The following is a 26596-nucleotide window of genomic DNA, read 5'->3' as shown; positions in this document are numbered from 1 at the left end:
CGGTCTGGTACGATTGAGTCATCGTGTGTTTGGACTATGCGCCGGGGTGATTCTATCGACGGGCTTTCATGGCCTGTCGGGGCGCGGAAACAGGGGTTGTATGCGAGCACGACACGGTCGGGGCTTTACGCTCATTGAGTTGCTGGTGGTGATCGCGATTATCGCGCTTTTGATCGGGCTGCTGTTGCCCGCGCTCGCGCAGGCGAAGCGGTCGGCGCGATTGCTCAAGTGCCAGAACAACTTGAATCAGTTGGGGACGGGCATATCGGGATACGCGGCGACGTATCTGGACAAGATCGTGTCGTTCAGTTGGACCCGCAAGGTCTATGCGACGAGCCAGTATGCCGACCTGAGGCCTGCTGGGGGGTTGTTTGCCGAGGACCTTCGCGCGGCGGCGGCGCAAGCGACGGACATCATGCGTCGGCGCTCGGGACGGAGCGACATTCCGTGGCCGACGAACTGGATCCCGTACATTCTGTACAACCACCTGGCGCTCCAGGACTTCATGGACTTCAATCTACCCTCGCCGTGGGTGGTGTGTCCGGAGGATTCGACTCGGATGCGATGGTGGAACGTGCCGGCGTTTCGGACGAACACGGCGCAACCACAGCCGGCAGGGACAAACTCTCAGAACTGGCGATGGCCGTATTCCTCGTCGTATCAGTTTGTGCCCGCGGCGATGTCGCCGGATCGAGGCGACGGCACGAGCAACACGTTCGCTCAGGCGGCGACACACTATCAGTACCAACTCACGCAGCCGGATCCGAATCGGCAGAACACGCTCGGGCGGCGCCGGCTGGGCGATGTCGCCTATCCGTCGCAGAAGGTCGTGCTGTACGACGCTGTGGCACGGCACTTCGGGAAGCGCGAGTGGGCGATGGAGTATCCCGAGGCGAAGCAGCCCCTGCTTTTCTTCGACGGGCACGTGGCGATCTTCCAGACGGGAACTCCAACGGGCCCCGCGGGCGATCGCGTCGGCAACTCGATCAATCCCGGGTTCAATGTGCGATCGCCACGGAGCACGGCTCCGACGGTCTACTCGTATCAACCGCAGGCCTGGGAGCCGCCACTCCGCAATGGCACTCGCGTGGGCGGGGAGTCCGTCATTGGCTATCTCCGCTGGACGCGCGGCGGGCTGAAGGGCATCGACGTGCAGGCGGCGGAGATCAACACGTCGAACTGGTAACGCCGGCGCGATCCCCCGAATCGTTGTGTCTCCATGCGTCTCTCATGACTTCAGAGGTTTGAGAACGTCCTCGGGCGTTCGTACGCTCTGTGTGCCTCGCGATCTGGAGATGGCGCGTGGGCACAAGGAGCGTGCGCATGAAGGTCTTGGTAGCGGACAAGTTCGAGGCGGCGGGATTGGAGGGGCTCAAGGCGCTGGGCGCCACGGTCGAGTACCACCCGGGCCTTGGGACGGAGAAACTCCCCGGAGCGATCACCGAGCACGCGCCCGAGATCCTCGTGGTCCGCTCGACCAAAGTCCCCGCGGGGGTAACGGCCGAGGCGAAGGGGCTGAGGGTCATCGTCCGCGCGGGGAGCGGCGTGGACAACATCGATGTCGCCGCGGCCCGGTCTCGCGGGATCAAGGTCTGCAACTGCCCGGGGATGAACGCGGTCGCCGTCGCCGAGTTGGCGTTCGGGCTGATTCTCGCGTGCGATCGGCGGATTCCGGACCAGTGCGTGGCGGCCCGCGAGGGGAAATGGAACAAGAAGGAGTTCTCCAAGGCGCGGGGGCTCAAGGGGACGACGCTCGCGGTCGTCGGCGTGGGCGCGATCGGGCAGGAGGTCATCACGCGCGGCGTGGCGTTCGGCATGCGCGTGATCGCGTGGAGCCGGAGCATCACCGAGCAGCACGCGCGGGCGCTGGGGTGTGAGTTTGGCGGGACGGACACGCCGGCGCTGCACGCGCTGGCGAAGCAGGCGGACGTGGTGAGTGTGCATCTGCCGCTGGCGGATTCGACGAAGCACCTGTTCGGCACGGAGTTCTTCGGGTGCATGAAGCCCGGGGCGATCTTTGTGAACACGAGCCGCGGGCCGATCGTGGATGAGGCCGCACTCCGGTCGGCGATCCAATCGAAGGGGATCCGGGCGGGGCTGGATGTGTACGAGGACCAGCCCTCGGCGACGGAAGGGGCGTGGTCGAACGCGACGGTGAAACTGCCGGGGGTGGTTTCGACGCATCACTGCGGGGCGAGCACGGACCAGGCCCAGATGGCGGTCGCCCTCGAGGTGGTGCGAATCGTTCGGATCTTCAAGGAATCGGGGCGGGTCGAGCACGAGGTCGGCGGCTGACCGGCAGGCCAGGCCGGGTCGCACGAACCGAATACAGCGACTAACCTACGGTCCGTCAATCCCAAGGTTTTCATGGGGATTGGTGGTTGCTGCGCCTTGTGAGGTGCAGTCGCCGAACCTGTGGGATTCTTTGGACCTTTCGTGTGACTTTGGGAGGTAGGCGTGTCATCGAGCGGCGGCGGTACACGAGCGATTGAGAGCGGGGGGCACCCAGTGTGGCGTCGCCTGCTTCTGGCCCAGGAGTCGGGTCTGATCCTCGTGATCGTTCTGATGATGATTGCGCTCTCGATCTTCTCGCACCCGATTCCCTCGCGTCATCTGGATCCCGAGACGGGGCAATGGGTGACGACGACCGTCAACGCGTTCTTCAACACGCAGAATCTGGTGCTGGTGGCGACGCAGGCGAGTTACACGGCGATCATGGCCGTGGGCATGACGGCGATCATCGTGCTGGGCGGGATCGATCTGTCGGTGGGGTCGATCTATGCCGTGAGCGCGATCGTGGGGGCGATCGCGTTGCGAGCGTTGGAACAGGGGGCTGGTGACGCCGGGGCCGGTGCGGCGGTGTCGATCGCCGTGGGACTTGGCGTGTGCGTGCTGACGGGGATGGCGTGCGGCGTGGCGAACGGGGCGATGGTGGTGGGGCTGCGCGTGCATCCGTTCATCATCACGCTGGGGACGATGGCGGCGTTGCGCGGCGTGGCGTTCATCATGACCAAGGGGCAGTCGGTGAGCGGGCTGCCCACGTCGTTTGTTGCGGGGTTCATGAAGTTGCCGCTGACGATCGGAGCGAAGGGATCGCTCGCGGTGTATCCCGTGCCGGTGGTGATCATGGGATTAGTCGCGATGGCGGGACACTTTGTGCTGACGCGGACGGTTCCCGGGCGGCAGACGTTCGCGATCGGCGGGAACGAGACGGCGGCGAAGTATGCCGGGATCGGCGTGGGGTATGTCAAGGTCCTGGTCTTCGCGGTGATGGGGGCGCTCGCGGGTCTGTCGGCGGCGGTGTACATCGGGTATTACGGGGCGGCGACCTCGGCCGCGGGGACGGGGGACGAGTTGACGGTCATCGCGGCGAGCGTGATCGGCGGGGCGTCGCTCTCGGGCGGGCGCGGGAGCGCGCTCGGGGCGGTGCTGGGCGCGGTGCTCATCCAACTCATCACCAACGCGATGATCATACTGAGTATTGACACGAACTACACGCAGGTGGTGATGGGTGCGGCGATCGTGATCGCGGTGGTGCTGGATCAGTTGAAGACGCGGCTGATGCCCACGGGGCGGTAGCCGCGAGAGAGCGTTGTGATTCGGGCTGGTTGTGCGAGAATGTCCGACGTTGAGTGTTCGAACGAAACTGAGATCGGGAAGACTACTCAGAGAAACCAGAACAAGGAGCAAGTCATGAAGCATCATGTGAATCGATCGGGTGGCGTGGGCTCTTGGTTGCGCGTGGGCGCGGCGATGGCGTTTGGCGTGCTCGCGTCTTTGGGAATGCAGGGGTGCGAGCAGAAGAACCCGCCTGTGGATTCTGCGCCCAAGACGAGCGAGTCGGCGCCGAGCCATGGCGCCGCGACGAATCCGGGCGAGGCGAAGCCTGCCGTGACGGCGGACTCGGTGAAGGGCGACGCGCCAAAGGTTCGTCCCTTGCGGATCGGCGTGATCGCGAAGTCGCAGTCGAATCCGGTCTTCCAGGCGGCGCGGACGGGGGCGCTGGCCGCGGGCGCGGAACTCTCGAAGAAGTATGGCGTGAAGATCGATGTGATCTGGCAGACGCCGACGAATGAGGATGCGCAGAAGCAGGGGCAGTACATCGAGCAACTCGTCGGGCAGGGTGTCGACGCGATCTCGGTCTCGTGCACCGATGGCGATGTGCTGAAACTGCCGATCGACAGCGCTGTGGATCGCGGCGTGCTCGTGGTGACCTTCGATTCGGACAGCCCCAAGTCCAAGCGGTTCGCGTACTACGGCATCGACGACGAGGCGTGCGGACGCGAGGTCATGAAGCAACTCGCCAAGGCGATGGGCGACACGGGCGGGCCGATCGCGATCCTTGGCGGGAATCAGACGGCGCCGAACCTCCAGGCTCGCATCCGCGGCGTGAAGCAGGAACTGGACTCGCTCAAGGCCAAAGGGTTCACGCTCAAGGACGTGTACTACCACAAGGAGACCGCGCCGGATGCGGCGGCGACGGTGCAGCAGGTGCAGACGGCGAATCCGGACATCGCCGGTTGGGCGATGGTGGGGGGGTGGCCGCTGTTCACCAAGGACGCGCTGACGGGTGTTGCGGGACGGGCGAAGGTGGTGTCGGTGGACACGCTGCGTGAGGAACTCGCGTATGTGGCCAAGGGCGAGGTGCAGGCGCTCATCGGGCAGGACTGCTATGGCTGGGGGCATGAGTCGGTGCGAATCGCTGTCGAGAAGTTGCTCGAGGGAAAGGACCCGGCGAGCCCGGTCGTCCACTTTGATCTCCAGATCGTCACGAAGGACAATGTGAAGGAGTTTGAGGGGATCTGGGATAAGTGGTTGGAGCAGAAGTGATCAATCACCGGCGCACTCGAAGGGGTGTGCCGGGCTTTAGGTGATGGTGCATGTTTCTTGAGGCACGGCACATTTCGAAGCGGTTCGGCATCACGCAGGCGTTGGACGACGTGAGCGTGTCGTTCGAGGCGGGCGAGGTGCACGCGCTCATGGGGGAGAACGGCGCGGGCAAGAGCACGCTCGGGAAGACGATCGCCGGGCTGTATAAGCAGGATTCGGGTGCGGTCGTGATCGATGGGCGGGAACTCTCGCCAGGTTCGATCGAGGACGCGTTCGGGGCGGGCGTGCGGATCGTGCACCAGGAACTGGCGCAGTGCCCCAACCTGAGTGTGGCGGAGAATCTGAGCCTGCACGCGATGCCATCGCGATTCGGGCTTGTAGACCGGCGTCGGATGCGGGAGCGGGCGTCGCGGCTGCTCGCACGGCTCGATCCCACGATCGATGTCGAGGCGCCGCTGGGCGTGCTCAGTCCCGGGCGAAGGCAGATCGTGCAGATCGCCAGCGCGCTCGATGATGGAGGCGATTCGGCGAGCGCCGGGCACTCGTCTCGTGCGCGGGTCATCGTCTTCGATGAGCCGACGAGTTCGCTCTCGATGGGCGAGGCGGATCGGCTGATGGAGATCGTGCGCTCGCTCGCGGGCGAAGGGCTGACGATCCTGTATGTCAGCCATCGCATGGGCGAGATCTTCCAGGTGTGCGACCGGGTCACGGTTCTTCGAGATGGCCGATTCGTCGCGACCAACGACATCAAGGCGATCGATGAGCCGACGCTAGTGGAGCAGATGATCGGGCGGCGGATCGAGACGGCGAGAGCAGGGGAGTTTGGTTCACGCACATCGAGCGCCGGATCAGTCGGCACGAACGGCGCGGCGAGCGAGGCCGGGGCGCTCCGGGCGATGGCTGATGGTGATGTGGGGCACGCGCCGCCGGGAAGCGTGTTGCTCGAGGTTCGTGGAGTGTCGTCGCCCGGCAAGTTGTCGGATGTCTCGCTCGAGGTCCGCGCGGGGGAGATCGTGGGGATCGGCGGCTTGGTCGGCGCGGGGCGGTCGGAGGTGCTGGACGCGATCTTCGGGTTGGATTCTCGGGCGACGGGAACGGTGCGGATCGATGGGACGCCCGTCGCGCTCGGGAACCCGAGGGCAGCGATCGCGGCTGGGGTCGGCTATGTCCCCGAAGATCGGCGGAATCTCGGGTTGTTCTTTCTCCTGGGGATCGACGAGAACATCGTGATGCCGGAGATGCCACGGTTGGCTCGCGGGCGACTCGTTCGGCGTTCATCGAGCGAGCGGGGCGTCGTTCGCGAGAAGATCCTCGGGTTCCACGTGAAGACCGCGGCGGCGACGAACGTCCCCGGGACGCTCTCGGGCGGCAACCAGCAGAAGGTGCTCATCGCGCGCTGGATGGGCGCACGCACGCGGGTGCTGCTGCTCGATGAGCCGACGCGCGGCATCGACGTGGGGACCAAGGCCGAGATCTATCGTCTTGTTCGCGAGGAGGCCAACCGAGGGACGGCGGTTTTGCTCGTGTCGAGCGAGATGCCCGAGTTGCTGGCGCTCTCGGATCGCGTGCTCGTGATGGCGAGCGGGCGCATCACGGGCGAGTTGACGGGCGACGCGATGACGCAGACGAACATCCTGCGCCTGGCGACCAAGGAAGAACCCGCGATCGCCTAGGGAGGCGAGTCGGCAAGCCTCTGACGCCAGCGATCCGCATCCGCGGGGCGGCCCGCGGCATCGTAGAACTCATAGAGGTGCGTCGCGACGGCGCGGAGTTGGCCCTGGAGCGACGCGACGGTCGAGAGAAGGGCGTCGAGCGACGCGGCCGTCGATTCTCCCTGTGAGAACTCGCGGGTCATTCGAAACGCGCGAAGGAGGTGCGCTTTGGCGAGGACGACGCCCATGGAGTCATCGCCGAGTTGAGGCGAGAGGATGGTGATGGCGCGGTTGAGATTGGGGATGGCGTTTTCGGGGTCGCCGGTCTCGAGTTGGAGTTGGGCGTAGTTGCGGAGCGTCGTGCCGAAGAACGCCGAGGTGGAGCCATAGACGCGCTCGGCTCCGGGCATGGCCTGAGCGTAGAGCCGCTTGGCCTCCTCGAATCGGTCGCGTTGGAGGTACATCAGCCCGAGGTTCGTCTCGCTCTGGATGACGAGCGGATGGTCGGCGGGAAGGTTCTTCAGACGGAGTTCGAGGGCCTGCTCGAAGCGTTCGATGGCCTCGAGCGCGTCGCCCTTGAGTCGGCGCACAACCGCGAGGTTGTTGAGACTCTCGGCGGCGTCGAGTTCGGCCTGGGCGTGCTCGGCGCCCCTCGATCGTTTCATGATCTCCTGACGGATCTGAAGTGCGGTCCGGTGGTCGCTCTCGGCCTCGTCGAGTTGGGCCGTGGCGCGATGGATCGCGCCGAGGGTGTTGTAGCAGCGCGCGGTGTCGAGGTTGGCGTCGCCGCGGAGTCGGCGATGGGCCTCGAGCGCCTCGTTCGCGAGTCGAGCGGCGCCGTCGTAGTCCTCCTTGCGGAAGAGGACCTCGGCGAGGTCGAGTTTGCTCTCGGCGATGTCGTGGTGCCCGGGCGGGAGGATCGCCTCGCGGCGTGCGAGCGCGTCGCGGACGGAGGCCTCGGCCTGGGTGATCTCTCCGAGTTCGAGCCAGGTTCGCCCGATGCTGCTCCCGACCGCGGCATGAACGAGCGGGCGGTCGCTCAACTCGGCATCGGCCTGGATGAGCGCGTGGTCGAGGACGTCGGCGACGCGCGTCTCGCGACCGCGGGCGATGGGCGCGGGTGGGCGGAGCATCTGGGAGAGGAATGCCGTGATCGCCTCGGACTGGTCGCGCGCGGAATAGGCCTCATCACGCTGGTGCGTCACGCGGATAGACTGGGCGATGTAGATCCCAACGCCGACCGCGCCGAGCACGACCGCGATGGACGCGAGGACGCAGGCGAGCGTGTTGCGTCGGATGAACTTCGAGGCGCGATACGAGAGCGTGTCGGGGCGCGCGAGGATGGGCAGGCCGCGGCTGTAGCGATCGAGGTCGGCGATGAGGGCCTCGACCGAGGCGTACCGGCGGAACGGCTCCTTGCGCATGGCGGTCAACGTGATCGTGTCGAGATCGCCGCGGAGGGCGCGAGTATGGGCGGGCGAGGCGACGCTGGGAAGGGGCGGATTCTGCTCGCAGACCACACGCTCGAGGTCCGCCGTCGTGCGCGAGGCGAAGGTGTACGGGCGAGCACTCGTCAGGAGTTCGTAGAGGATGACGCCAAGGGCGTAGACATCGCTCGCGGTCGTGACGATCTCGCCCCGGATCTGCTCGGGGCTGGCGTACTCGGGGGTGAGCAGTCGGTCGGCGGGCGAGGTGTAGGTCTGGTCCAGGCGAGGGCCTTCCTTGAGCACCTTGGCGATGCCGAAGTCGAGAAGTTTCGGCACGCCGTCGGCGGTGACGAGGATGTTGCTGGGTTTGAGATCGCGGTGGATGACGAGGTTCTGGTGGGCGAAACGGACGGCGTCGCAGACAGTGCGGAAGAGCGTGAGCCGTGAGGGGATGTCGAGCGCGCGTGTGGAGACGTACTCATCGATCGGCTCGCCCGCGATGAGTTCCATGACGAGGTACGGGCGGCCGGAGCCGGTGACACCGCCGTCGATCAGGCGGGCGATGTTGGGGTGATTGAGATTGGCAAGGGTCTGGCGCTCGTGGACGAATCGGCGGAGGATCTCGTCGGAGTCCATGCCGCGTTTCACGATCTTGACGGCGACGTCCTGCTCGAACTGCCCGTCGATTCGTGAGGCGCGATAGACGGCGCCCATGCCGCCGGTGGCGATCTTGGAGGTGAGTTTGTACGCGCCGATGACGAGGCCGGAGAGATCCTCGGCGAGTTGCGGCGTGTCGAAGCCGAGTGAATCGAGATTGGTGCCCAGGGCGGGCGTCGCGAGAAACTGAGTCACGTTTGCGGCGTGCTTCAGGAGCGAACGGGCCTCGCGCTCGACATCGGGTTCGTCGCGCCCGAGCGCGACGAGGGCCGACTCACGCTCGCTCGGCGAGAGGGTGAGCAGGCGTATCACGGCGTCTTCAACGCGGCGTAGCGTGTCGGCGTCCAGGGAGGCGTCCTCCGGTCGGGCCAGTGTCGCGGGCATGCTCCCCGATCATGCGGAGAAGACGACGCGACCGTGGCAGATGGTCAAGGCGATATGGTCCGAGGCCCATTCGTAGGCAAGGGAGCGCTCGTCGGTGTGACGGAGCAGGACCAGATCGGCGCGAAGGCCCGGCTCGAGGCGGCCGCGATCGGCAAGGGTTGGATCGACGTTTGTCAGCAGTGCGCCGGCGTTGGCCGTCGAGGCGACGATCGATTCCTGGGGAGTCAGCCCGCAGAACCGCACGGCGGCGGCCATCGCGATGGGCATGGCGAACGTGGTGGCCGAGCCGGGGTTGCTGTTGGTGGCGATGGCGACGCGTCCGCCGAGGTCGGCGAGGGCGCGGAGATCGGCGAAGTCGCCGCCGGCGCGGGTCGCCATGTGCAGGCCGGTGCAGGGGAGGCCGACACCGAAGGTGGACGACTCAGAGAGTTGCTGGAGATCGTCGCGCGTGCTGGCCTCGAGGTGATCGACGCTGGCAGCACCGAGGCGAATAGCGTCGTCGATTATGCCAAGGCTGTTGAACTGGTCGGCGTGGACGCGGATGGGGTGCCCGAGCGACCGCGCCTGGGCGAAGAGTTGCACGCACTGCTCACGCGACCATGCGCCCTTCTCACAAAACGCGTCGATCGCGACGCCGGGGAACTCGGCATGAACAGCGGGGAGCGTCTCATCGATCGTGCGCTGGACAAAGTCGGGAACGTCGGGGTCGATCGCGTGCCCGAGCAAGGCCGTCGCGACGACCGTGCCCGGCCAGCGGGATCGGGCCTCATGGATCACGCGGAGCATCTTGAGTTCATCGCGCGTCGAGAGTCCGTAGCCGGACTTGATCTCGATCGTGGTGGTGCCCGCGCGGAGGACGCGATCGAGGCGTTCGAGGAGCAGATCGAGTAGGGCGCTCTCGCTCGCCTCGCGCACGGCCCGGACGGTGGACATGATCCCGCCGCCGGCCTTTAGGATGTCGAGATAGGGCGTGCCCGCGAGCTTCATCTGCCACTCGTCGAGGCGGTCGCCCGCCCAGCAGAGGTGAGTGTGGGGATCGATGAACGCCGGCATAAGGACGCGGCCCTTCGCGTCGATGATGGTGGCACCGGCGGGCGGTGCGGGTGCAGGATTGTGCGGCGTATGCGGCGTGATGCGCACGATCACACCCTGATCGATGAGCACGTCGGCACGCGGAATCGCCCCCACGTCCGCGAGGCGCTCGCGCGTGCGTGGGTTTGGGCCCTGGCCCATCGTGAGGACGCGCGCGTTCGTGATGAGGATCGACATCGGGCGACTCTAGCGGGGGCGCTGGGCAAAGCCGTGGAGGAACGAGAGGAAGAGATGGGCCGCGAGACGCGCGGTCCGTCCGTCCTGGTCGTGCTGCGGCGAGAGTTCCATGAGATCGAAGCAGCGGACCGAGGGCGTGCGACCCGCGGCGACGGCGGCGGCCTGGGCATCGGCGGCGCTCCAGCCCGCTGGGTTGATCGCGCTCACACCCGGCGCATGGGCCGAATCGATCACGTCGAGATCGAGGCTCACGAAGCAGGGCCAGACGGGGAAGTCCTCGGGCGAGCGCGGGCGAGACTCGGGTGTGTGGATGACGCCGTCGTGATCGGTGAACCATCTCGCGTGGGCCTCGGTGGTGACGACGCGGTTGAGGCCGAAGACCTGGAGGCGTCGCGCGTGCCCGTCCTCGATGAGTTTTCGGAAGGGCATGCCCGAGCCTGGCTCGGGGCGGACGTCGAGGTGGGCGTCGAGATACACGCCGTCGAGCGTGCCGTGCTTCTGGGCTACGGCACGAACGAAGGGAAAGGTGAGGTCGTGCCCACCGCCGATAGCGATGGGGAAGAGGCCAAGGTTGAGGATCTCGGTGACGACCGCGGTGACTTTGTCGTGGATCCTCGCGAGGGCGTCGGCGTCGGTGCCCTTGTCTGGCTCGATGTCGCCCGCGTCGAAGACCTTGGGCCAGGTGATGTCGGGCGGGTCCGCGACGCCGTAGCGAGAAAGGGCGGCCCGAAACTCTCGCGGGCCTTCGCTCGCGCCGGGCCGTCCGCTATTGAGTCGCACGCCCAGATCGTCGGGGAGACCGATGAGCGCAACGTCGCACCCGGTGGGTGATCGGTGCTCGATGGCCGCCGCAAAGCGCGCGGCAGGGATGGAGTCTGGCCACGTCGGCGGGACAAGCCCCGCAGCGATCGGTCGCACGGTGGTGCTCATGGCTCAGCGTATGCGAGCGATGCTGGTGTGGAGATGGTGCGATCGCCCAAGAGCGAAGGCGATCAGAATCCGGCCTCGGCCTTGGCGGTCCACAGCACGAACGCGAGGATCGTCAGGGCGATCATGCCCAGTGCGCGGGCCGCGGCGAGCCAGCGGGAGTGGCTCTCGGTTGGTGATGTAGTTGGCTCGGGCTGTGACATCAGGCCGGCACCTCAAGCGTTGGCGTCACGCGGAATGGTCCAGACCACGACAGGTTCCACACGCGACTCGGCACACCCATCCCATTCGCGGCGATCGACACGGGCGTTGCGGCGAACAGGAACAAGGCATGATAATCCATTGGATGGCGACAACGCAAGCGTGGTTCATGCCTCGCGGCATAGGTGAGCGGATTTGGACACGATTGGGGCGAAGAGCCGCGGTTATCGGGACTGCGGCCGGACTTTGCCCGCGGAACTCGAGTTGCGAGCGTGATCGAGCGCGGGGTTGAGTTGTCGTGCCCTATTGATGACGCGGTCCCAGTCGAAGGCCGGGCCGGGGTCGATCTTGTTGGATTGGATGTGGAAGTGCCCGATGAGGCCGCGATACGACGCGAGGGCTTCGGCGTTGAGCGCGTGGGTGATGAGGCGGCCGCTCTCGTCGCGTGGATAGTCGCACACGATTTGCGGAAGCACGGCACAGAGCGCCGCCGTGAGACGGGAGAGTGACTCGTACTGGGCCTCGGTCAGGTCGTGCATGACGTACGACGAGCCTTGGATCTCGCCCTGAATCGGGCCGGAGCGTGCGGTGATGGCCACGAAGTTTGGCGTGCGGATGCCGCCATCGCCGTACGACGCGGGGAGCGTGACGCGGCAGACGGCGGGATCCTCCGGCGTGGATGAACGAGGTGTCGACGATGGCGGGGAGCCGTTCTTCGACTCGACCGGCGCGTACCACTTCTCGAGGATCTCGGCCTTTGCGGGTGGATACGCGCCGATATTCGCGATCTCGATGCCGACGCTGCGATCGTTCGAGGTCGTCGCGTGCCAGGCGCGCTCCTTGACGTCGAGTGTCTGATAGATCGTGCCGTCGAGGTCGAGCATGAAGTGGACGGAGAGGCCGCGGACGTCGTGGAGGACGCGGAAGCATTGTCGGCTTGTGCCACAGACGTCGTAGTGGATCACGAACTGGTCGATGGTGTTCTGGAGCGTGGGGAGATCCCATCCGCCGCCGCGAACGCGTTCGAGCGTGCCGGCATCGAGTCCGGCCTTGCGTAGTCCATATCGATTGGGCGTGAACTTCGCGTCTGGCGAGTAGTCTGCGGCGTCGATCGGGACGAATCGACGTTCGACCCGATAGGCGTCGTAGCCGCCTGGATCGGTCCAGAGGACGACGGGGGCGCCGGTGTGGAAGTATCGCCCGGCGATGACGATCTCGTCGCCGGTGCGCGGGAGTTCGGTGGCGAGAGTCGATCGCGTGCGGGCGCAGGCCCCAAGGGTGAGCGTGATCACGATCGCTGAGACAATGGCTGTCGCGATACACGAGCCACGAAGCAAGATGAGTCGTGATTCGTTCAAGGAATGGTGCATGGAGGTTAGATCTTCCAGTAGAGGCGGCGTTTGTCGAGGGCCATCGCCACAATGACCCAGATCGCGACGTGGATCGATGAGACCAGGAGCGAAGCCATGCCGGGCGATTGGACCAAGGATTGCAATACATCAGAGGCACTGACGGGCAGAGTCGCATCACCGAGATGGATGTGGTTCACGACCTTGCCCAGCAACACGCTTGCGATATAGAGCAGGATCGCGTTCCTCCCGAGCGCGGTCCAGGGTCTGGTCCACGCGCCGAATCCCGCGCGGACCCGCTCGCCCGCCACAAGGCACAGGCCCAGCACGCACGAGCCGAGGCCCGAGGTGTAGAGCACAAAGGTCGAGGTCCAGAGTTGCTTGTTGCGAGGCATGATCGGCCCGAGGAATCGCCCCGCGAGCACCATGGTCACGCCCACAACGAGCAAGACAACCGCGGCACGAAACCGGTCACGCTCACGACGCACGATGTCGCCCAGCACGGAACCGATTGTGACGCCCGCCGCCGCGGGGATGGTGGCAAGGAGTCCCTCGGGATCGAATCCGTCGTGGGGCATGAGGAGGTGGTTCCGTCCGAGGAGGAGGCGATCGATGTGTCCCGCGATCGTCGCCGCCGGCTCGTTCCACCACGGCGGGCCCTGACTCTCGAAGCCGGGCACGGGGACGAACCGCAAGAGTGCCCACCAACCCAGGAGCGAGACCGCGATCCAGAAGATCTGCGGGCTTCGCGGAAGATACACGCCGAAGACGCCCGCGAGGGCGTAGGCGAGGCCGATGCGTTGGAGCACACCGGGCAGACGCCACGTCGAGAAGTGGAACCCCGGGAGAAGTTCCAGGAGCATGCCGATGAGGATCAGGATGGTCGCACGCTTCAGCACGCCCATCGCGATCACGGCGTTCGGCGTCCGCTTCTCGCGGCGCGACGCGAAGGAGAGATTCATCGAGACGCCGACGATGAAGAGGAAGAACGGAAAGATGATGTCGGCAAAGGTGCACCCATGCCAGACGGCGTGTTTGAGGGGCAGGAATGCCCGATCGACATCGCCCGGGTTGTTCACCAGGATCATCGCCGCGATCGTCAAGCCACGGAAGAGGTCCAGACCCACCACGCGATCGGATCGACCCAGGAATCTCGTGGTTGGCGGCGGCATGGAGTGAGTGGTCGTCGCGAAGGAACTTCGACGCGGGTCAGGCGATCAGGTTGAGGATGACGTGTCGGGCGCGACGGGAGTGTCGGACTTGGGGGCGTCGGCATTCGGCACGGCCGTCTTCGGCTCATCGGACGTTGCAGCGTCTCGAGTGGCGGCATCGGATTTCACGTCGGGCTTGGCGTCGGTCTTCGAACCGTCCTTCGTCTCGTCCTTGGTCTCTTCCTTCAGTGGAACGCGCGGGAGCAGCGCCGGCGCGCACGCGAGGCGGTACGCCGTCACCGCGGCGCATGTCGCGGATTGGCGGAGGTAGACGGGAATCGCCAGTTCGAACCGGTCGTGCTGGGTGTGCCAGCCGAAGGCGTAGTCGGCGCGCCCGACCTCTTCCCAGAAGAATCCGGGAACGCCTCGCTTGAGGAATGAGGCGTGGTCGCTCCCGCCGCTGCGCATCGTCTCGACGCTCTTGATGTTCACGTTCAACGCCTCGCCCGAGACGTCGTCATAGAAAAGGTTGTTGACCGGCGCGGTCGCCGCGGCGAGCGTCTCGACCATCTCCGGCAGGCATTGCAACCCGCCCTCGCTGTTGGTCCCGCCGTCGTCGACAAAGACCGCGGAGACACGATCCAGTTCGTCGGCGTGCTTCTCCGCGTAGGCGAGCGATCCGAGAAGGCCCTGCTCCTCGCCCGTCCAGTTGATGAACCGGATCGTGCGCCGCGGCTTGGCGCCGACGGTCGCGAGGATGCGGGCGGCCTCGAGCGTGACAGCCGAGCCTGTGCCGTTGTCCGTGCACCCCTGCGAACCGGTCGTGTCCCAGGAATCGAGATGGGCCGAGATAATCACGACCTCGTCGGCAAGGTCCGTCCCGGGGATCTCCGCGATCGTGTTGTATACCGGAGCGGGACCGGGGAGGAACCGGTTGTCGAGCGTGATCTCGGCCTGGAGGACCTCGCCGTCCGCGAGTCGCGAGTTGATGAAGTCGTAGTCCTCGCCGCTGATGATGGCGTGCGGCTCGGGAACAACAGCACTCGCGTCCACATCACGCCAGTTGCTCGGCGCCCCCGTCCAGATGCGTTCATCACGGCTCGTCGAGATCCACCCGGCGACACCCGCGAACGCCACGCGATCGGGGATGGCGAGTTCCTCGATCGTCTTTCCCTCGGCGACCGTCTTCCGTGCCGCCGCACGCATCTCGTATCGCGTGCGCACCATGTTGCGAATGCCGCGTTGCCCGACCGAGGGCGGCGCCTGGATGAGCACCCACGCCCCGGCGAGCGAGTCCTTCACCTTCTCGAACTCGGCCTCGTCCTTCGGTTCCTTGACAATCGGGCCACGAACGCTCCCCGGCGTGCCCGCGGTCCACGCGAGCGTGGTGATGGTGAGATCGCGCACAGCCTCGACGGAATCCTCGGCCGGCAGATCGCCCTCTTTCGACTCACGCCGCGGCGGCTTGACGAGGAGCACCTTCCCCGTGTTGGCGACGCGCTCGAACGATGCGCCGATCGTCCCCCATTCCTCGAGGTGCACGTTGGAAAGGCCCCACTCGACGTACTTGTCGTGTGTCCACCGGTTGGCGGCGAGCGCATTCGGCGATCCCGTCAACCGCGGGCCGATGTGCTCGCAGAGATACGACAGGTGGTCCATGACCTGGTTGCGGTGGAGACCCTCGTCGAGGATGGCCTCGACGATCGCCGCGTCGCCCATGGAGTGGCCGATGTCGGGCATGCCGGCGGGCTTGCCCTCGATGACCGGGGCCCACGACGCCGCGTCCCCGCCGGCGACGGCAGAAAACGACATGCTGACGATCGCAAGGGCGGCCGAGCACAACCTCGCACCAACGATCAAAGTTCCCTGACGCATGTTGGCTCCTGGACGAGTATGGCGAAAACGGGGAGTCGAGTCGGCGAAGACGGCCCTTGGCAGTGGACAGGCCCGGGCCATGGCGACGGCCACGGTTTCGCCATGGCGGAGTGTACCAAACGGGCGGCGATCGTGGTGTGTGAAGGCTAGACTAACCCCCTTGTGAATGGGACGGTTCCGGGCAAAGTCGGGCCCGACGCCGGTCCCTCCACATGTACCTGAACCATGGCCCCGACCCATGGCTTGACGCTCCGGCGTCCGCCATGCCCAACGTGCGACACGGAGCGAATAGTCATGTCGAGCAGCGCGACCCAGGAGCGTCCCAACACCGTCAAGATCTCTGACGCCGGCCCAAGCCGCAAGAAGATCCACATCGAGATCCCCGCCGCCACGGTGGATGAGAAACTCGAGGATTCGATGGGCACGCTCGTCGCCGCCGCCGCCCTCCCCGGTTTCCGCCCCGGCAAGGCCCCCCGGGCGCTCGTCGAGAAGCGCTTCGGGCAGAGCGTGCGTGGTGAGGCCAAGAACCAACTCGTCGCCGCCGCCTTCTCCAAGGCCGTCGAGGACCACAAACTCGCGGTGGTGGGGGACCCGACGAGCGAGTCGCTCGCGAAGATCGATCTCCAGCCGGGCAAAGCGCTCTCTTTCGAACTCGAGGTCGAGGTGATGCCCGAGTTCGAGATGCCCGCGTTCGACGGGCTGGAGATCTTGAAGCCCGCGATCGAGGTCACCGACGAGATGGTGCAGAAGGAACTCACGAATCTCTGCATCAACGAGGGCGAACTCGAGTCGCGCGAGTCCGCCGAGGCCGGCGACTACTGCACCGGGCACGCCATCATGAAGGGCAAGGACGGGACCGAGTTCTACAACATCCCCGGCGCTGTCATCCAGGTCCCGCCCAAGGACAAGAACGGCAAGGGCATGATCCTGGGCGTCGTCGTGGACGATTTCACCAAGCAGATCGGCTCGCCCAAGCCCGGCGCCGACCTCACCGTCAAGGTCAAAGGCCCTGAGAACCACGAGGTCGAGGGGATCCGCAACAACGACCTCACCATCACCTTCAAGGTCGATCGAGTGGACCGCATCGTGCAGGCGGCCCCCGAGAAGATGGCCGAGTTGTTCGGCGTCGCCGACGAAAAGGCCCTGCGTGATGCCATCCGTGAGCGCCTCAGCGAGCGTGCCACGGTCGAGCAGCAGTCGCTCATGCGGCAGCAGGTCGCCAAGCACCTCGTCGAAGAAATCAAGATGGACCTCCCCCAGCGCCTCACCGCCCAGCAGGCCGTCCGCACGCTCGAGCGCCGGCGCATGGAACTCATGTATCGCGGCGTGAAGCCCGCGGAGATCGAGGAGCACATGGCGGAGTTGCGCAACGCCTCCGCCGCCGTCGCCGTCCGCGATCTGAAACTCTTCTTCGTGCTCTCCAAGGCCGCCGAGGACCTCAAGGTCCGTGTGGACGACGCCGAGGTCAACCACCGCATCTTCATGATGGCCCGCGAGCGTGGCGTCCGCCCGGAGAAGCTCCGCCAGGAACTCATCCAGACCAATCAGGTCGGGGCCGTCTTCCAGCAGATTCGCGACCACAAGACCATGGACGCGATCCTCACCAAGGCCAAGACCAAGGACGTCTCCCTCGACGAGTTCAACAAGAAGTTCAGCGACAAAGAAGGCGACGCCGAGGCCAAGGGCGCCAAGTCCAAGAAGAAGTCCTGACGCTCGCGTCAGACATCAAGCCATAACGACATGGCCTGTTCCCCAGCGGACAGGCCATGTTTCTTTGAAAGTTCGGTTACGCCGAATGTCGAGGCCGAGGTGACCAGGACTTGCACTGTGTAGACCTTCGAGCAGAGTCAGGCGACCGTGTCGTCGCTCACGTCGTCGCCGGCATCCTCAAGAATGTCACTCGTCCCAGCCCGAGCCGCATCGTCGTTTCGTCCCGAGAACGCCAACGAGCCGCACTCCGGGCAGATCGCGCCATAGTGCCCGTGCGGCGTGTCCTTCACGTCATGCCCGCAGTGCAGGCACGTGGGGCTGGCCAGCCGAGACGCCGTCGTGTTGATCACCATCGCCACCGCGGCCACAATCGGCGCCAGCACGACCCACGCCGGGAGCGCCGTCATGGACAGCACGCCGAGCGCGGCCAAAAGAATCCCCACGACATACGTCAGCACCTTCAGGCGTGTCTTGGAGAACCAGGTCATCGGCGATCCTCGTCAAGGGGTCGAACGCCCACGCGTCGGCCCACTGCCTCGGGTTGTAGGCCTGATATCGGTCCGCTGCCAATCTCGGATCAAGCCCAGGCGAGGAATTCACCAAAACTAGAATCAACAGAGCCGGGCGTAGCGACCCATGCCACTGCCCGCCCCCGCGGCCTACCCAATCTCGTGGAACAGGCGTCCCGCCTGTTGCTTCCCACCTCTACCTCCTTGCGTCGAACATCAAACGCGACTCAAAGCGGGCGATAGACATCGATCATCTGGTGGATCCGCCGGGGGTTGGGGACGTTCTCCATCACGATCTCGGTGTTCGCGTCGGCGGCCGAGTCGATCTCGACCGTCCCCACACCGAAGACACGCTGCCAGAAGGTCTGGCTCGTGCGAAAGTTGCGGATGTCGCGGTGCAGGACCTCGGTGGTGCGCTTGCTGAAGATCCCGACATGCTCGACCGTGCGCTTCGTCGTGATCTGGAGATACGACCCGATGATGGAGAATCGCCAGACCGCCATCCACGCGCCGGCCAGACCGGCGAGCGTGATCGCGATCGCGCCGAGGGGAATCAGGCCGGCCGAGAGAGCCATCACGCCGCCGATCAGCCCGATCACAAGCGTCGCGCACAACGCGGCAAACGTCCCGGGCTTGGATCGGATGATCGAGGGACGGATCACGCATACCTCGACCTCGGGCCCGCGTGCTGGCGGCAAGCCGGCCTTCACCGCCCGGTCCTCGGCCGATGCACGCTCATCCACCGACTCTCGCGTCTCGTTGTCGCTCCCACGATGACGAGACTTCGATCCAGCCGAGTGTGCCTTGGGTGTGTCGGGTCGGCCTGACAGGGGCGCAAAGGTCACATCGCCACACTCCGGGCACGAGACCTTCTGCCCCGCCTTGTCGCCCTCGACCTCAAAGAGAACATCGCAGTTGTCGCATCGAACAGCAAGCACGCGTCGCTCCCATGGGTCCTTTCGAATCCGGTGACGTCCCGGTGATTGTTGGGAGGCTCGCCGTCGCTGTTGCATGGCATCATCCGTGGCTGAATCGGGCGTGCCACCCGCGTGCGCCCCTCAAGATCGACTACGCTGCTTCCGCTATGCGCGTCCTCATGGTGAACTGGGCCCCCATCGCCCTCGGCGCCTCGATGGGAGGCGGCGTCAACGGCTATGCCTACGCCCTCGCCCATGAACTCATGGGCCGTGGGCACACGCTCTTTGCGCTTTCCTCAGGGCTCACCTACTCCCCCGACGCCTGGCTCAGACGCCCCGGGCCCACCCACATCCGCCGACTCGAAAGCGTCGAGGGCATCGAGACCTACGACGTCGTGAACTCCCCCGTCGTCGCGCCGTCGTGGTTCCAGTTCAGAAATCCTTTGGGCGAGGTCGCCAACCTCGAACTCGAATCCAAGATCCTTGACCTTCTCCGCTCGCTGTATCTCGATGTCGTCCATCTGCACAACATCGAGGGGCTGACGGCCGGGGTCATCCCCGCGATCAAGGCCATGGGCGCCGCGGGCAAACGCCCCGCGATCGTCTACAGCCTCCACAACTACCACACCGTGTGCCCCCAGATCTATCTCATCCAGAACGCCGCACGCGTCTGCGAGAACTTCGAGAATGGGCACGCCTGTGTCGCATGCGTCAACGCCCCGAGCCACGTCGCCGAGATCAGGACCCGAGTCGATCGCTCCCTCGCGCGAGTCGTCTTCGCCGATCCGAAGGTGGAGGGCCAGGACATCGCGCTCCCCGTGCTCGAGACCGGGGCCAGGAAATGGCTCGCGGGGTTTGCGTCAACTCCAGAGGCCGCTCGCCCCGTTCCAGAGCGATTCGAGGCACCCGCGTCGAGCAACGCCATCGACGAATCTGTCGGCACACCTTTCGACAACACCATCCATCCCGAACCAAAGTCGACGCGTGAGCCCAACGAGTACGCCAGACGCCGCTTCGCGATGGTCCGTGCCTTGAATGCCTGCGATCGGGTCCATGCCGTCTCCCGATTCGTCGCCGACAAGTTCGAGAGCCTGGGCGTTGCCTCAGATCGAATCGAGACGCTCGCCATCGGCACGACCATGACCGGCCATGCCACCGCCATGCTCGATTCTCGCGGGAAGATCTACAAACCACCCGAAGCCTCGAACACGGGCTTCTCCCGTCCGATCCGTCTCGCGTTCCTTGGCTACCACAACGTCGCCAAGGGCCTCCCCGTGCTCGTCGCCGCGCTCGAGTCGCTCGAGCCTTCTATCGCCCGGGCCTTCGACCTCAGCGTGCACGCCAAAGATGTCGCGAGCATCACACCGCGACTCCGCCGCTTGGCCTCGAAACTCGCGCGGGTCGTCGTCGAAGGGGAATACGCCCACACGGACATCCCGATCCTCGTCAAGGACATCGACCTCGGCGTCGTTCCCAGCGCCTGGTGGGACAACGGCCCGCAGACCGTCCTCGAGTTCCTCGCCTGCGGCGTCCCCGTCCTCGCCTCCAACGCCGGCGGCATCCCCGACGTGATCACCCACAACCACAATGGCCTGCTCTTCCGGGCGAACGACGTGGCCGCCCTCGCCGAAACGCTCCGAGATCTCGTGGCCAATCCCTCAACGCTCGCCACGCTCCGAGCAAACGTGACACCTCCAAAGAGCATGAGCGATCACGCCCCGGAAATCGAGCGGGTGTACGCCGACGCCATCGCTCACCGCGACGAGCCCACCATGTGATCACGTCAACTTGAGGGCGTAGAAGATCGCCGTGAAGAGCAGGTCGGCGATCACGATCGACACGACGCTCTGTACGACCGTCCCCGTCGTCGCCTTGCCCACGCCCGCGGCCCCGCCCGAGACCTTCAGCCCGTTCGCGCACGCGATCGCGCCGATGAGCAGCCCGAAGACCGTCGCCTTCCCCACGCCCGTGTAGAAGTCCACGAGTTTCGCCTGGCGCAGCGTGTTGTCGATATACGTCGTGAGCGGGATGTCCAGCACGGTCACCGAGATGAAGAGCGAGGCGACAATCGCGACAAAGCTCGCCACCACGCCCAGCGCCGTCATGCTCAGGATCGTCGCGACCACGCGCGGCACCACGAGGAATCGCACCGGGTTGAGCGCGTGCGCCTCGAGCGCCTCGATCTCCTCCGAGACGACCATCGTCCCGATCTCCGCCGCGATCGACGCCCCGGCGAACCCCGTCAGCACGATCGCCCCGATCAACGGACCTAGTTCTCGCAGCACCGCGACCGCGATGATGTTCGCCACCGCATCGCGCTGCCCGAACTCATCGAGCGGCGGGGCGAGTTGGAATGCCAGGATCAGCCCCACGCACCCCGACACGAGCGCCACGATGAAGATCGACCGGACACCGACGCGCACAATCTGGGCAACGATCGCGTCGCGCCCCATACGGACGCGCTTGCGGACCAGCCCCCGCCACAGCCACCGGGCCGCCTCGAGCACGAGCATCACGACCCGGCCAATGTGATCGAGCAAGCGCAGGAACAAACCCCCGACCCGCTCGACTGGTCGAACAATCAACGCGGCCCTAATGGCCCTGTCGTGCTCAGGATGTGGCGAATCGCTCGGCATACCTGCCCGAGTTCATCGACGATACCGGCGTTGTTTCTGCACGATGCCGCGACCGATTCTCACGAGACACGACGCCTGTTGACGACCCAAGGCCCGCCTACTGCGCCATCGCCTCGTCCAGCGTGTCCGTGATCGTGAAGACGGTCGTCAGCCGCGCAATGTCGAAGATCGCCCGCACGCGTTCATTCAACGAGCACAGGATCAAAGGTGTCCGAGTCTTCCGCGAGACCTGCAACGCCTCGACCAGCGTCGCCACACCCGGCGTGCCCATGTAACTCACCCCCGTCAGGTCCACGACCATCTTCGAGGGCTTGGTCTCGTACGCCTGCTTGATGTGGTTCTTGAAGGCCGGCGCCTCCTGGTACCCGATCTCCCCCGTCGGGGCGAGCACGGCGGCGCCATCGCGATTGAACACCTTCACCGACAATGCATCACCGCTCGCCATGGCACCCTCCAGACTTCATCGATTGGTTCTTCGTTGCCGGTGAGCCGCTCGACTTGTCGCCACACTCCGGATCGGGGCAGCATTCGAGTCGCTTCGCCGTCGGCCCCTGCTTCTTCAGCATCTCCAGCCGCATCCCCGCCGGCGAGCGCTGCTGATACCGCACCTCGTCCATCACTTCCTTGATGATGTGCACGCCCAGCCCCCCCGGGCGGATGTCGCTCAGATCCCGGCTCTTGATCGTCGCCGGATCGACCTGCCTCGCCTCGTCCTCGAGCACGATCTGGAGGTGTAGATCCGGCTCACTCTGCCCCGCCGCGGTTACTTGATACGGATACAGCGACATCCAGATATGCCCGTCGGTCCGTTTGTCGTACCCGTGGCGGATCACGTTGCACAGCGCCTCGTCCACCGCGAGCGCCACCTGCGAGCAGTTCGCCTCATGAAATCCCAAACGCCGGCAGACGCCATGCACCAACTCACGGATTCCGCTCAGGAAGATCGGATTGCTCGTCACCTCAAGCCGCACCTCGGGCGTGGCGCTTCGTGACGTCGGAATGAGTGGGTTGAGACTCATGGCCACACTATCGAGACTTTCCCAGACCCTCCGCCTCGACCCACGCCCGCCAACGTTCCACGGCCTCGGAACGGACGACGCGAGAATCACGAGCATCGTATCCGAGATCATTTCCCGTCAGTCGCGTCAGTGTCTGGATCGCCAGCAACCGAGTCGCCGGGTCGTCGCTCTCGAGCATCCGCACAAGATCGGGGATCGCGCTCCGATCCTGCTTCGCCGCCGCCTCCACGATTGCCGCGTTCCGTGCGGCTGGCTCGGCCGAATCAAAGCTCGCCTCCGCCGTCGGTCGGCACGATCCCAACGCGATCGACATCGCTCCGAAACCGGCGCCCAACACGATGCGGCGCCATGAAACTGTGAAAGTCTGCGACACGATCAATGCTACCCCGCGCCTTTGGGCCGTCTCCCCTCTAATCTTCTCCCTTCCTCTATCGGACACCCTTCCGCATGACCCCAGCCCAGGCCGCACATTCCGAAGTGGTCCCCATCCTCGATTTCGGCGGACAGACCGCCCAACTCATCGCGCGCCGCGTTCGCGAGGCCGGCGTCTTTAGTTGGCTCGTCGCCCCCTCTATCTCCGCCGCCGAACTCAAGGCCATGAAGCCCAAGGGCATCATCCTCTCAGGCGGGCCCTCCAGTGTCTACGACCCCGGTGCGCCCACGTGCGACCCGCAGATCTTCAAACTCGGCATTCCCGTTCTGGGCATCTGCTACGGCATGCAACTCGCCTGCCACCTCCTGGGAGGCAAGGTCCGCAAGGGACACGCCCGAGAGTTCGGCCGCGCCGCGATCACGATCCACGATCGCTCCGATCTCTTCGTCGCCGTCCCAGATAAGACCACCGTCTGGATGTCGCATGGCGACATCGTCGAATCCATCGGCGATGGAAAGGTCGATGTCCTCGCGACCACCCACAACTGTCCCAACGCCGCCGTCCGTCTCACCACGCCCACGACCAGGTTCCTCGGCGTGCAGTTCCACCCCGAGGTCACCCACACGCCCCACGGCACGGACATGATCCGAGCCTTCCTCCACGACGTCTGCCAGTGCCAGGCCACCTGGCGCATGGCCGACTTCGCCGAGTCCGCCGCCCAGCGCATTCGCGAGACCGTCGGCGACAGCCACGTCGTCTGCGGGCTCTCCGGCGGCGTGGATTCCGCCGTCACCGCCGCCCTCCTCCACAAGGCCATCGGCGAGCAACTCCACTGCGTCTTTGTGGACACAGGCCTTCTCCGCAAGGCCGAACGCGAGTCCGTCGAGACGACCTTCCGCGATCACTTCAAGATCGATCTGCATGTCGCCGACGCCGCCGACGATTTTCTCGGCGATCTCGCCGGCGTCACCGATCCACAGGAAAAACGCCGCCGCATCGGCGCGCGATTCGTCAAGGTCTTCAAGCACGCCGCGCGAGAGATCCCCAACGCGACCTGCCTCGCCCAGGGCACGCTCTACCCCGACGTGATCGAATCCGGTCACGGGCACTCGGGACAGGCCGCTGGCATCAAACTCCACCACAACGTCGGCGGCCTCCCCGCCGATCTCGGCTTCACACTCGTCGAGCCGCTCCGCGAACTCTTCAAGGATGAGGCACGCCGTCTCGGTGAGGTGCTGGGCCTTCCCTCAACAATCGTCTGGAGGCACCCTTTCCCGGGTCCCGGCCTCGCCGTTCGCGTCCTCGGCGAGGTCACCCGCGAGCGACTCGACATCCTCCGCGAGGTCGATGAGATCTTCATCGAGGAGATCGTCGCGGATCGACTCTACCAGTCCATCAGCCAGGCCTTCGCCGTCCTGCTCCCGGTGCGAAGCGTCGGCGTGATGGGCGATGGTCGGAGTTACGACAGCGTCGTCGCCTTGCGAGCCGTCGAGACCCAGGACTTCATGACGGCGGATTGGTCGCGACTTCCCCACGAACTCCTCGCCAGGGTCAGCACGCGGATCATCAACGAGGTCAACGGCGTGAACCGCGTCGTCTACGACATCTCCAGCAAGCCACCCGCGACCATCGAGTGGGAGTAACGGACACCCGCACCGTGCCCCGATGTTCGCGCGAGATCTGCGCGACAACTTAGGACAAACCCGTCCGAGAACCTTATCTCTGTAGAATTTGACACAGGAATGTGAATTTTCTGATGCCCGAGAAGTGGCAACCTCTTGGGGGAATGACTAACCTTTTGGTCCGTATTCCAGCGGATGGACCCGCTCGCCCAGTCGGAATCGCTGATTGGTCGTCGAGAGAGGCTGCGAATAGCCATCGTGGCGGGGTCAAAAAAAGTGCGTTTGTTACACGTTTCAACGTTTTTCAAGGAGTCCGACATGAGGAGTCTGCGTTCTATCGGCCTGGGGTTGACGGCGATTGTGATCGCCGCCGCCGCGGGATGTACTGACACGGGGTCAACGGCGTCCAGCACGACCAAGACCTTCAACCACAACAAATACGCGACGTCGACCGCCGTCTCGTCGAGCAGCGCCTCGACCAGCGCCGCGAAGCCCGCCACGGCGAGTACCTCGACCGCCGCCAAGCCGGCGACCACGAGCACCGCCTCGACCAAGCCCGCCGCCATCACCACGGCGTCGACATCGTCGACCACCACGACCACCACGGCGAAGCCCCCGGCCGCGACCAACACCAGCACCACCACGGCCTCGAGCCTCGGCGGTCGCGGCATGGTCACCAGCGCCATGGCCTTCCCCACCGGCGATCGAACCACCAGCGTTCTCCTCCTCGAGCGCGACTTCCCCAATGAAGTCCGCCTCAACCAGCCCTTCTCCTACACGATGAAGGTCACCAACCTCACCCGCAACTCGCTCAACGACGTCGTCGTTCGCGATCAGTGCGCCTCCAACTTCCAGATGACCGGCTCCAACCCCGGCGCCGTCGGCAAGCCCCCGGAGCAGATGACCTGGGCCCTCGGCTCCTTCGGCCCCGGCGAGGTCAAGACCATCACCGTCGACGGCAAGGCCACCGGCCAGGGCCAGCTCACCAGCTGCGCCACCGTCTCCTACAACTCCTCCCTCTGCCTCGCCACCAACGTTGTCTCCCCCGACCTCAAGGTCGCGATCTCCGCGCCCCCGGTCACGTCCGCCTGTGACTGCTACCCGGTCAAGATCGTCGTGACCAACCCCGGCACGGGCACCGCCAGCAACGTCAAGGTCAACTACAACAAGCCCGAGTGCCTCGACTGGTGCGACGGCAAGGCCCCCAACTTCGCCATCGGCGACCTCCGCGCCGGCGAGTCCCGCGAGATGACCTTCACCGTCAAGCCCACCAAGGCCGGCGCCTGCTCGAACAGCGCCACCGCTTCGGCCGATGGCAGCCTCTCCGCCGCCAGCGAGACCGTCGCCACCGTCGCCAAGAAGCCCACCCTCGCCCTCGCCATGGACTGCCCCAAGGCCAACTTCATCGGGCGTGACTCCACCTACAAGCTCACCCTGAGCAACACCGGTGACGGCGCCTGCGGCCAGACCCGCCTCGTCGCCAACGTTCCCGCCGGCGCCCAGGTCGTCGGCAGCAGCGACGGCGCCCGCGTTTCCGGCAACCGCGCCGAGTGGACCTTCGCCAACTTCGCCCCGGCGGAAACCAAGTCCGTCACCCTCGTCCTCCGCCAAGCGACCGCCGGCACACTCGCCGTCGACGCTATGGCCGAGTGCGGCTGCTCCGATCGCGCCACCGCCAACTGCGTGACGACCCTCCAGGGCGTCCCGGACATCGGCACCGGCATCCAGGACTTCGACGGCGTCCGCAACATCGGCGAGGAGCACAAGTACACCTTCGTCATCAAGAACCAGGGCCAGACCAACCTCACCAACATCAAGGTCGTCGGCAACCTCGACGAGGGCTCGCAGTTCATCCGCTCCACCTGGGCGGGCGGGCAGCAGGCCGCCGGCAACTCCATCACCTGGAACATCGGCACCCTCGCCGTCGGCGAAGAGAAGTCCTTCGACATCTTCGTCAAGGCCACCGCCGCCGGTGAGCACGGCATCGAGACCACCACGAGCTGCAACGAGTTCAAGCGGACCGTCCGCAACGACGAGCAGTTCAACGCCGTCCCCCAGTAATCAACACCATCTCGCCGATCACTCGGC

22 protein-coding genes are annotated in these 26596 nt (G+C 65.5%); 9 read left to right on the top strand and 13 right to left on the bottom strand.

Annotated elements, in window-relative coordinates; genetic code table 11:
* Positions 1 to 100: 100 nt before the first annotated feature.
* From IPK69_03215 to IPK69_03195, 5 genes are all read left to right on the top strand, one after another.
* The gene (locus IPK69_03215; GenBank protein ID QQS09645.1) at positions 101 to 1186 is read left to right on the top strand and encodes a prepilin-type N-terminal cleavage/methylation domain-containing protein; all 1086 of its coding nucleotides are present in this window, start codon (positions 101 to 103) and stop codon (positions 1184 to 1186) included.
* A gap of 137 nt (positions 1187 to 1323) precedes the next feature.
* Positions 1324 to 2295, top strand: coding sequence for a phosphoglycerate dehydrogenase (locus IPK69_03210; protein ID QQS09644.1), 972 nt, complete (start codon positions 1324 to 1326; stop codon positions 2293 to 2295).
* Positions 2296 to 2457: 162 nt separating this feature from the next.
* A complete protein-coding gene (locus IPK69_03205) occupies positions 2458 to 3579 on the top strand; it encodes an ABC transporter permease (protein ID QQS09643.1) in 1122 nt (373 codons plus the stop codon).
* A gap of 114 nt (positions 3580 to 3693) precedes the next feature.
* Complete coding sequence (locus IPK69_03200; protein QQS09642.1) at positions 3694 to 4830, top strand: substrate-binding domain-containing protein; 1137 nt, start codon at positions 3694 to 3696, stop codon at positions 4828 to 4830.
* Positions 4831 to 4880: 50 nt separating this feature from the next.
* A complete protein-coding gene (locus IPK69_03195; protein QQS09641.1) occupies positions 4881 to 6503 on the top strand; it encodes a sugar ABC transporter ATP-binding protein in 1623 nt (540 codons plus the stop codon).
* Here IPK69_03195 and IPK69_03190 read toward each other — a convergent pair.
* The 7 genes from IPK69_03190 to IPK69_03160 form a co-directional block, all read right to left on the bottom strand.
* On the bottom strand, positions 6500 to 8950 hold the full coding sequence (locus IPK69_03190) for a serine/threonine protein kinase (GenBank protein ID QQS09640.1): 2451 nt from the start codon (positions 8948 to 8950) through the stop codon (positions 6500 to 6502). The genes IPK69_03195 and IPK69_03190 overlap by 4 nt on opposite strands.
* 9 nt (positions 8951 to 8959) lie before the next feature.
* Positions 8960 to 10219: an imidazolonepropionase gene (gene hutI, locus IPK69_03185; GenBank protein QQS09639.1), complete on the bottom strand. Its 1260-nt coding sequence runs from the start codon at positions 10217 to 10219 to the stop codon at positions 8960 to 8962.
* A 9-nt stretch (positions 10220 to 10228) separates the two neighbouring features.
* Positions 10229 to 11149, bottom strand: coding sequence for a formimidoylglutamase (locus IPK69_03180; protein QQS09638.1), 921 nt, complete (start codon positions 11147 to 11149; stop codon positions 10229 to 10231).
* Positions 11150 to 11211: 62 nt separating this feature from the next.
* Positions 11212 to 11349 (bottom strand): hypothetical protein, encoded by a 138-nt coding sequence (locus IPK69_03175; protein ID QQS09637.1) that lies wholly within the window; start codon positions 11347 to 11349, stop codon positions 11212 to 11214.
* A 222-nt stretch (positions 11350 to 11571) separates the two neighbouring features.
* Positions 11572 to 12639: an N-acetylmuramoyl-L-alanine amidase gene (locus IPK69_03170; protein QQS09636.1), complete on the bottom strand. Its 1068-nt coding sequence runs from the start codon at positions 12637 to 12639 to the stop codon at positions 11572 to 11574.
* A gap of 83 nt (positions 12640 to 12722) precedes the next feature.
* Positions 12723 to 13868, bottom strand: a complete 1146-nt coding sequence (locus IPK69_03165) for a DUF1624 domain-containing protein (protein ID QQS09635.1) — start codon at positions 13866 to 13868, stop codon at positions 12723 to 12725.
* A 45-nt stretch (positions 13869 to 13913) separates the two neighbouring features.
* Positions 13914 to 15722 (bottom strand): M20/M25/M40 family metallo-hydrolase, encoded by a 1809-nt coding sequence (locus tag IPK69_03160; protein ID QQS09634.1) that lies wholly within the window; start codon positions 15720 to 15722, stop codon positions 13914 to 13916.
* A 294-nt stretch (positions 15723 to 16016) separates the two neighbouring features.
* Between IPK69_03160 and tig the strand changes: the two genes are divergently transcribed.
* Positions 16017 to 17432, top strand: coding sequence for a trigger factor (gene tig / locus IPK69_03155; GenBank protein QQS09633.1), 1416 nt, complete (start codon positions 16017 to 16019; stop codon positions 17430 to 17432).
* Positions 17433 to 17569: 137 nt separating this feature from the next.
* On the opposite strand, the gene IPK69_03150 is transcribed toward tig, so the two are convergent.
* Entirely contained in the window at positions 17570 to 17920 is a 351-nt protein-coding gene (locus IPK69_03150; GenBank protein ID QQS09632.1) for a hypothetical protein, read from the bottom strand.
* Between the two features lie 248 nt (positions 17921 to 18168).
* Entirely contained in the window at positions 18169 to 18879 is a 711-nt protein-coding gene (locus IPK69_03145; GenBank protein ID QQS09631.1) for a PH domain-containing protein, read from the bottom strand.
* A 146-nt stretch (positions 18880 to 19025) separates the two neighbouring features.
* On the opposite strand from IPK69_03145, the gene IPK69_03140 reads away from it, so the two are divergent.
* Entirely contained in the window at positions 19026 to 20636 is a 1611-nt protein-coding gene (locus IPK69_03140; GenBank protein QQS09630.1) for a glycosyltransferase, read from the top strand.
* Here the strand turns inward: IPK69_03140 and IPK69_03135 are convergent, their stop codons facing one another.
* The 4 genes from IPK69_03135 to IPK69_03120 form a co-directional block, all read right to left on the bottom strand.
* The gene (locus tag IPK69_03135) at positions 20637 to 21398 is read right to left on the bottom strand and encodes an ABC transporter permease (GenBank protein QQS09629.1); all 762 of its coding nucleotides are present in this window, start codon (positions 21396 to 21398) and stop codon (positions 20637 to 20639) included.
* Between the two features lie 193 nt (positions 21399 to 21591).
* Positions 21592 to 21939 (bottom strand): STAS domain-containing protein, encoded by a 348-nt coding sequence (locus IPK69_03130; protein ID QQS09628.1) that lies wholly within the window; start codon positions 21937 to 21939, stop codon positions 21592 to 21594.
* Entirely contained in the window at positions 21926 to 22513 is a 588-nt protein-coding gene (locus IPK69_03125) for an ATP-binding protein (protein QQS09627.1), read from the bottom strand. The genes IPK69_03130 and IPK69_03125 overlap by 14 nt, the downstream gene beginning before the upstream one ends.
* Before the next feature lie 7 nt (positions 22514 to 22520).
* Positions 22521 to 22826 (bottom strand): HEAT repeat domain-containing protein, encoded by a 306-nt coding sequence (locus IPK69_03120; protein QQS09626.1) that lies wholly within the window; start codon positions 22824 to 22826, stop codon positions 22521 to 22523.
* Between the two features lie 134 nt (positions 22827 to 22960).
* Here IPK69_03120 and guaA point away from each other — a divergent pair, with 134 nt between their 5' ends.
* A complete protein-coding gene (gene guaA / locus IPK69_03115; GenBank protein QQS09625.1) occupies positions 22961 to 24529 on the top strand; it encodes a glutamine-hydrolyzing GMP synthase in 1569 nt (522 codons plus the stop codon).
* 297 nt (positions 24530 to 24826) lie between these two features.
* On the top strand, positions 24827 to 26569 hold the full coding sequence (locus IPK69_03110; protein ID QQS09624.1) for a DUF11 domain-containing protein: 1743 nt from the start codon (positions 24827 to 24829) through the stop codon (positions 26567 to 26569).
* Positions 26570 to 26596: the final 27 nt, after the last annotated feature.

This window comes from Phycisphaerales bacterium (assembly GCA_016699835.1).
In the GTDB taxonomy this organism is placed as follows: Bacteria; Planctomycetota; Phycisphaerae; order Phycisphaerales; family UBA1924.
The sequence above is the reverse complement of the archived record's forward strand: the minus strand, read 5'-3'. Positions and strand labels throughout refer to the sequence as shown.

Coding starts and splice junctions, on each gene's coding strand:
- IPK69_03150 (QQS09632.1), bottom strand. CDS start 17,920: ATGACCTGGTTCTCCAAGACACGCCTGAAGGTGCTGACGTATGTCGTG.
- IPK69_03125 (QQS09627.1), bottom strand. CDS start 22,513: ATGAGTCTCAACCCACTCATTCCGACGTCACGAAGCGCCACGCCCGAG.
- IPK69_03215 (QQS09645.1), top strand. CDS start 101: ATGCGAGCACGACACGGTCGGGGCTTTACGCTCATTGAGTTGCTGGTG.
- IPK69_03110 (QQS09624.1), top strand. CDS start 24,827: ATGAGGAGTCTGCGTTCTATCGGCCTGGGGTTGACGGCGATTGTGATC.
- IPK69_03140 (QQS09630.1), top strand. CDS start 19,026: ATGCGCGTCCTCATGGTGAACTGGGCCCCCATCGCCCTCGGCGCCTCG.
- IPK69_03180 (QQS09638.1), bottom strand. CDS start 11,149: ATGAGCACCACCGTGCGACCGATCGCTGCGGGGCTTGTCCCGCCGACG.
- IPK69_03195 (QQS09641.1), top strand. CDS start 4,881: ATGTTTCTTGAGGCACGGCACATTTCGAAGCGGTTCGGCATCACGCAG.
- IPK69_03165 (QQS09635.1), bottom strand. CDS start 13,868: ATGCCGCCGCCAACCACGAGATTCCTGGGTCGATCCGATCGCGTGGTG.
- IPK69_03190 (QQS09640.1), bottom strand. CDS start 8,950: ATGCCCGCGACACTGGCCCGACCGGAGGACGCCTCCCTGGACGCCGAC.
- IPK69_03210 (QQS09644.1), top strand. CDS start 1,324: ATGAAGGTCTTGGTAGCGGACAAGTTCGAGGCGGCGGGATTGGAGGGG.
- IPK69_03120 (QQS09626.1), bottom strand. CDS start 22,826: ATGTCGATCGCGTTGGGATCGTGCCGACCGACGGCGGAGGCGAGCTTT.
- tig (QQS09633.1), top strand. CDS start 16,017: ATGTCGAGCAGCGCGACCCAGGAGCGTCCCAACACCGTCAAGATCTCT.
- IPK69_03160 (QQS09634.1), bottom strand. CDS start 15,722: ATGCGTCAGGGAACTTTGATCGTTGGTGCGAGGTTGTGCTCGGCCGCC.
- IPK69_03175 (QQS09637.1), bottom strand. CDS start 11,349: ATGTCACAGCCCGAGCCAACTACATCACCAACCGAGAGCCACTCCCGC.
- hutI (QQS09639.1), bottom strand. CDS start 10,219: ATGTCGATCCTCATCACGAACGCGCGCGTCCTCACGATGGGCCAGGGC.
- IPK69_03200 (QQS09642.1), top strand. CDS start 3,694: ATGAAGCATCATGTGAATCGATCGGGTGGCGTGGGCTCTTGGTTGCGC.
- guaA (QQS09625.1), top strand. CDS start 22,961: ATGACCCCAGCCCAGGCCGCACATTCCGAAGTGGTCCCCATCCTCGAT.
- IPK69_03130 (QQS09628.1), bottom strand. CDS start 21,939: ATGGCGAGCGGTGATGCATTGTCGGTGAAGGTGTTCAATCGCGATGGC.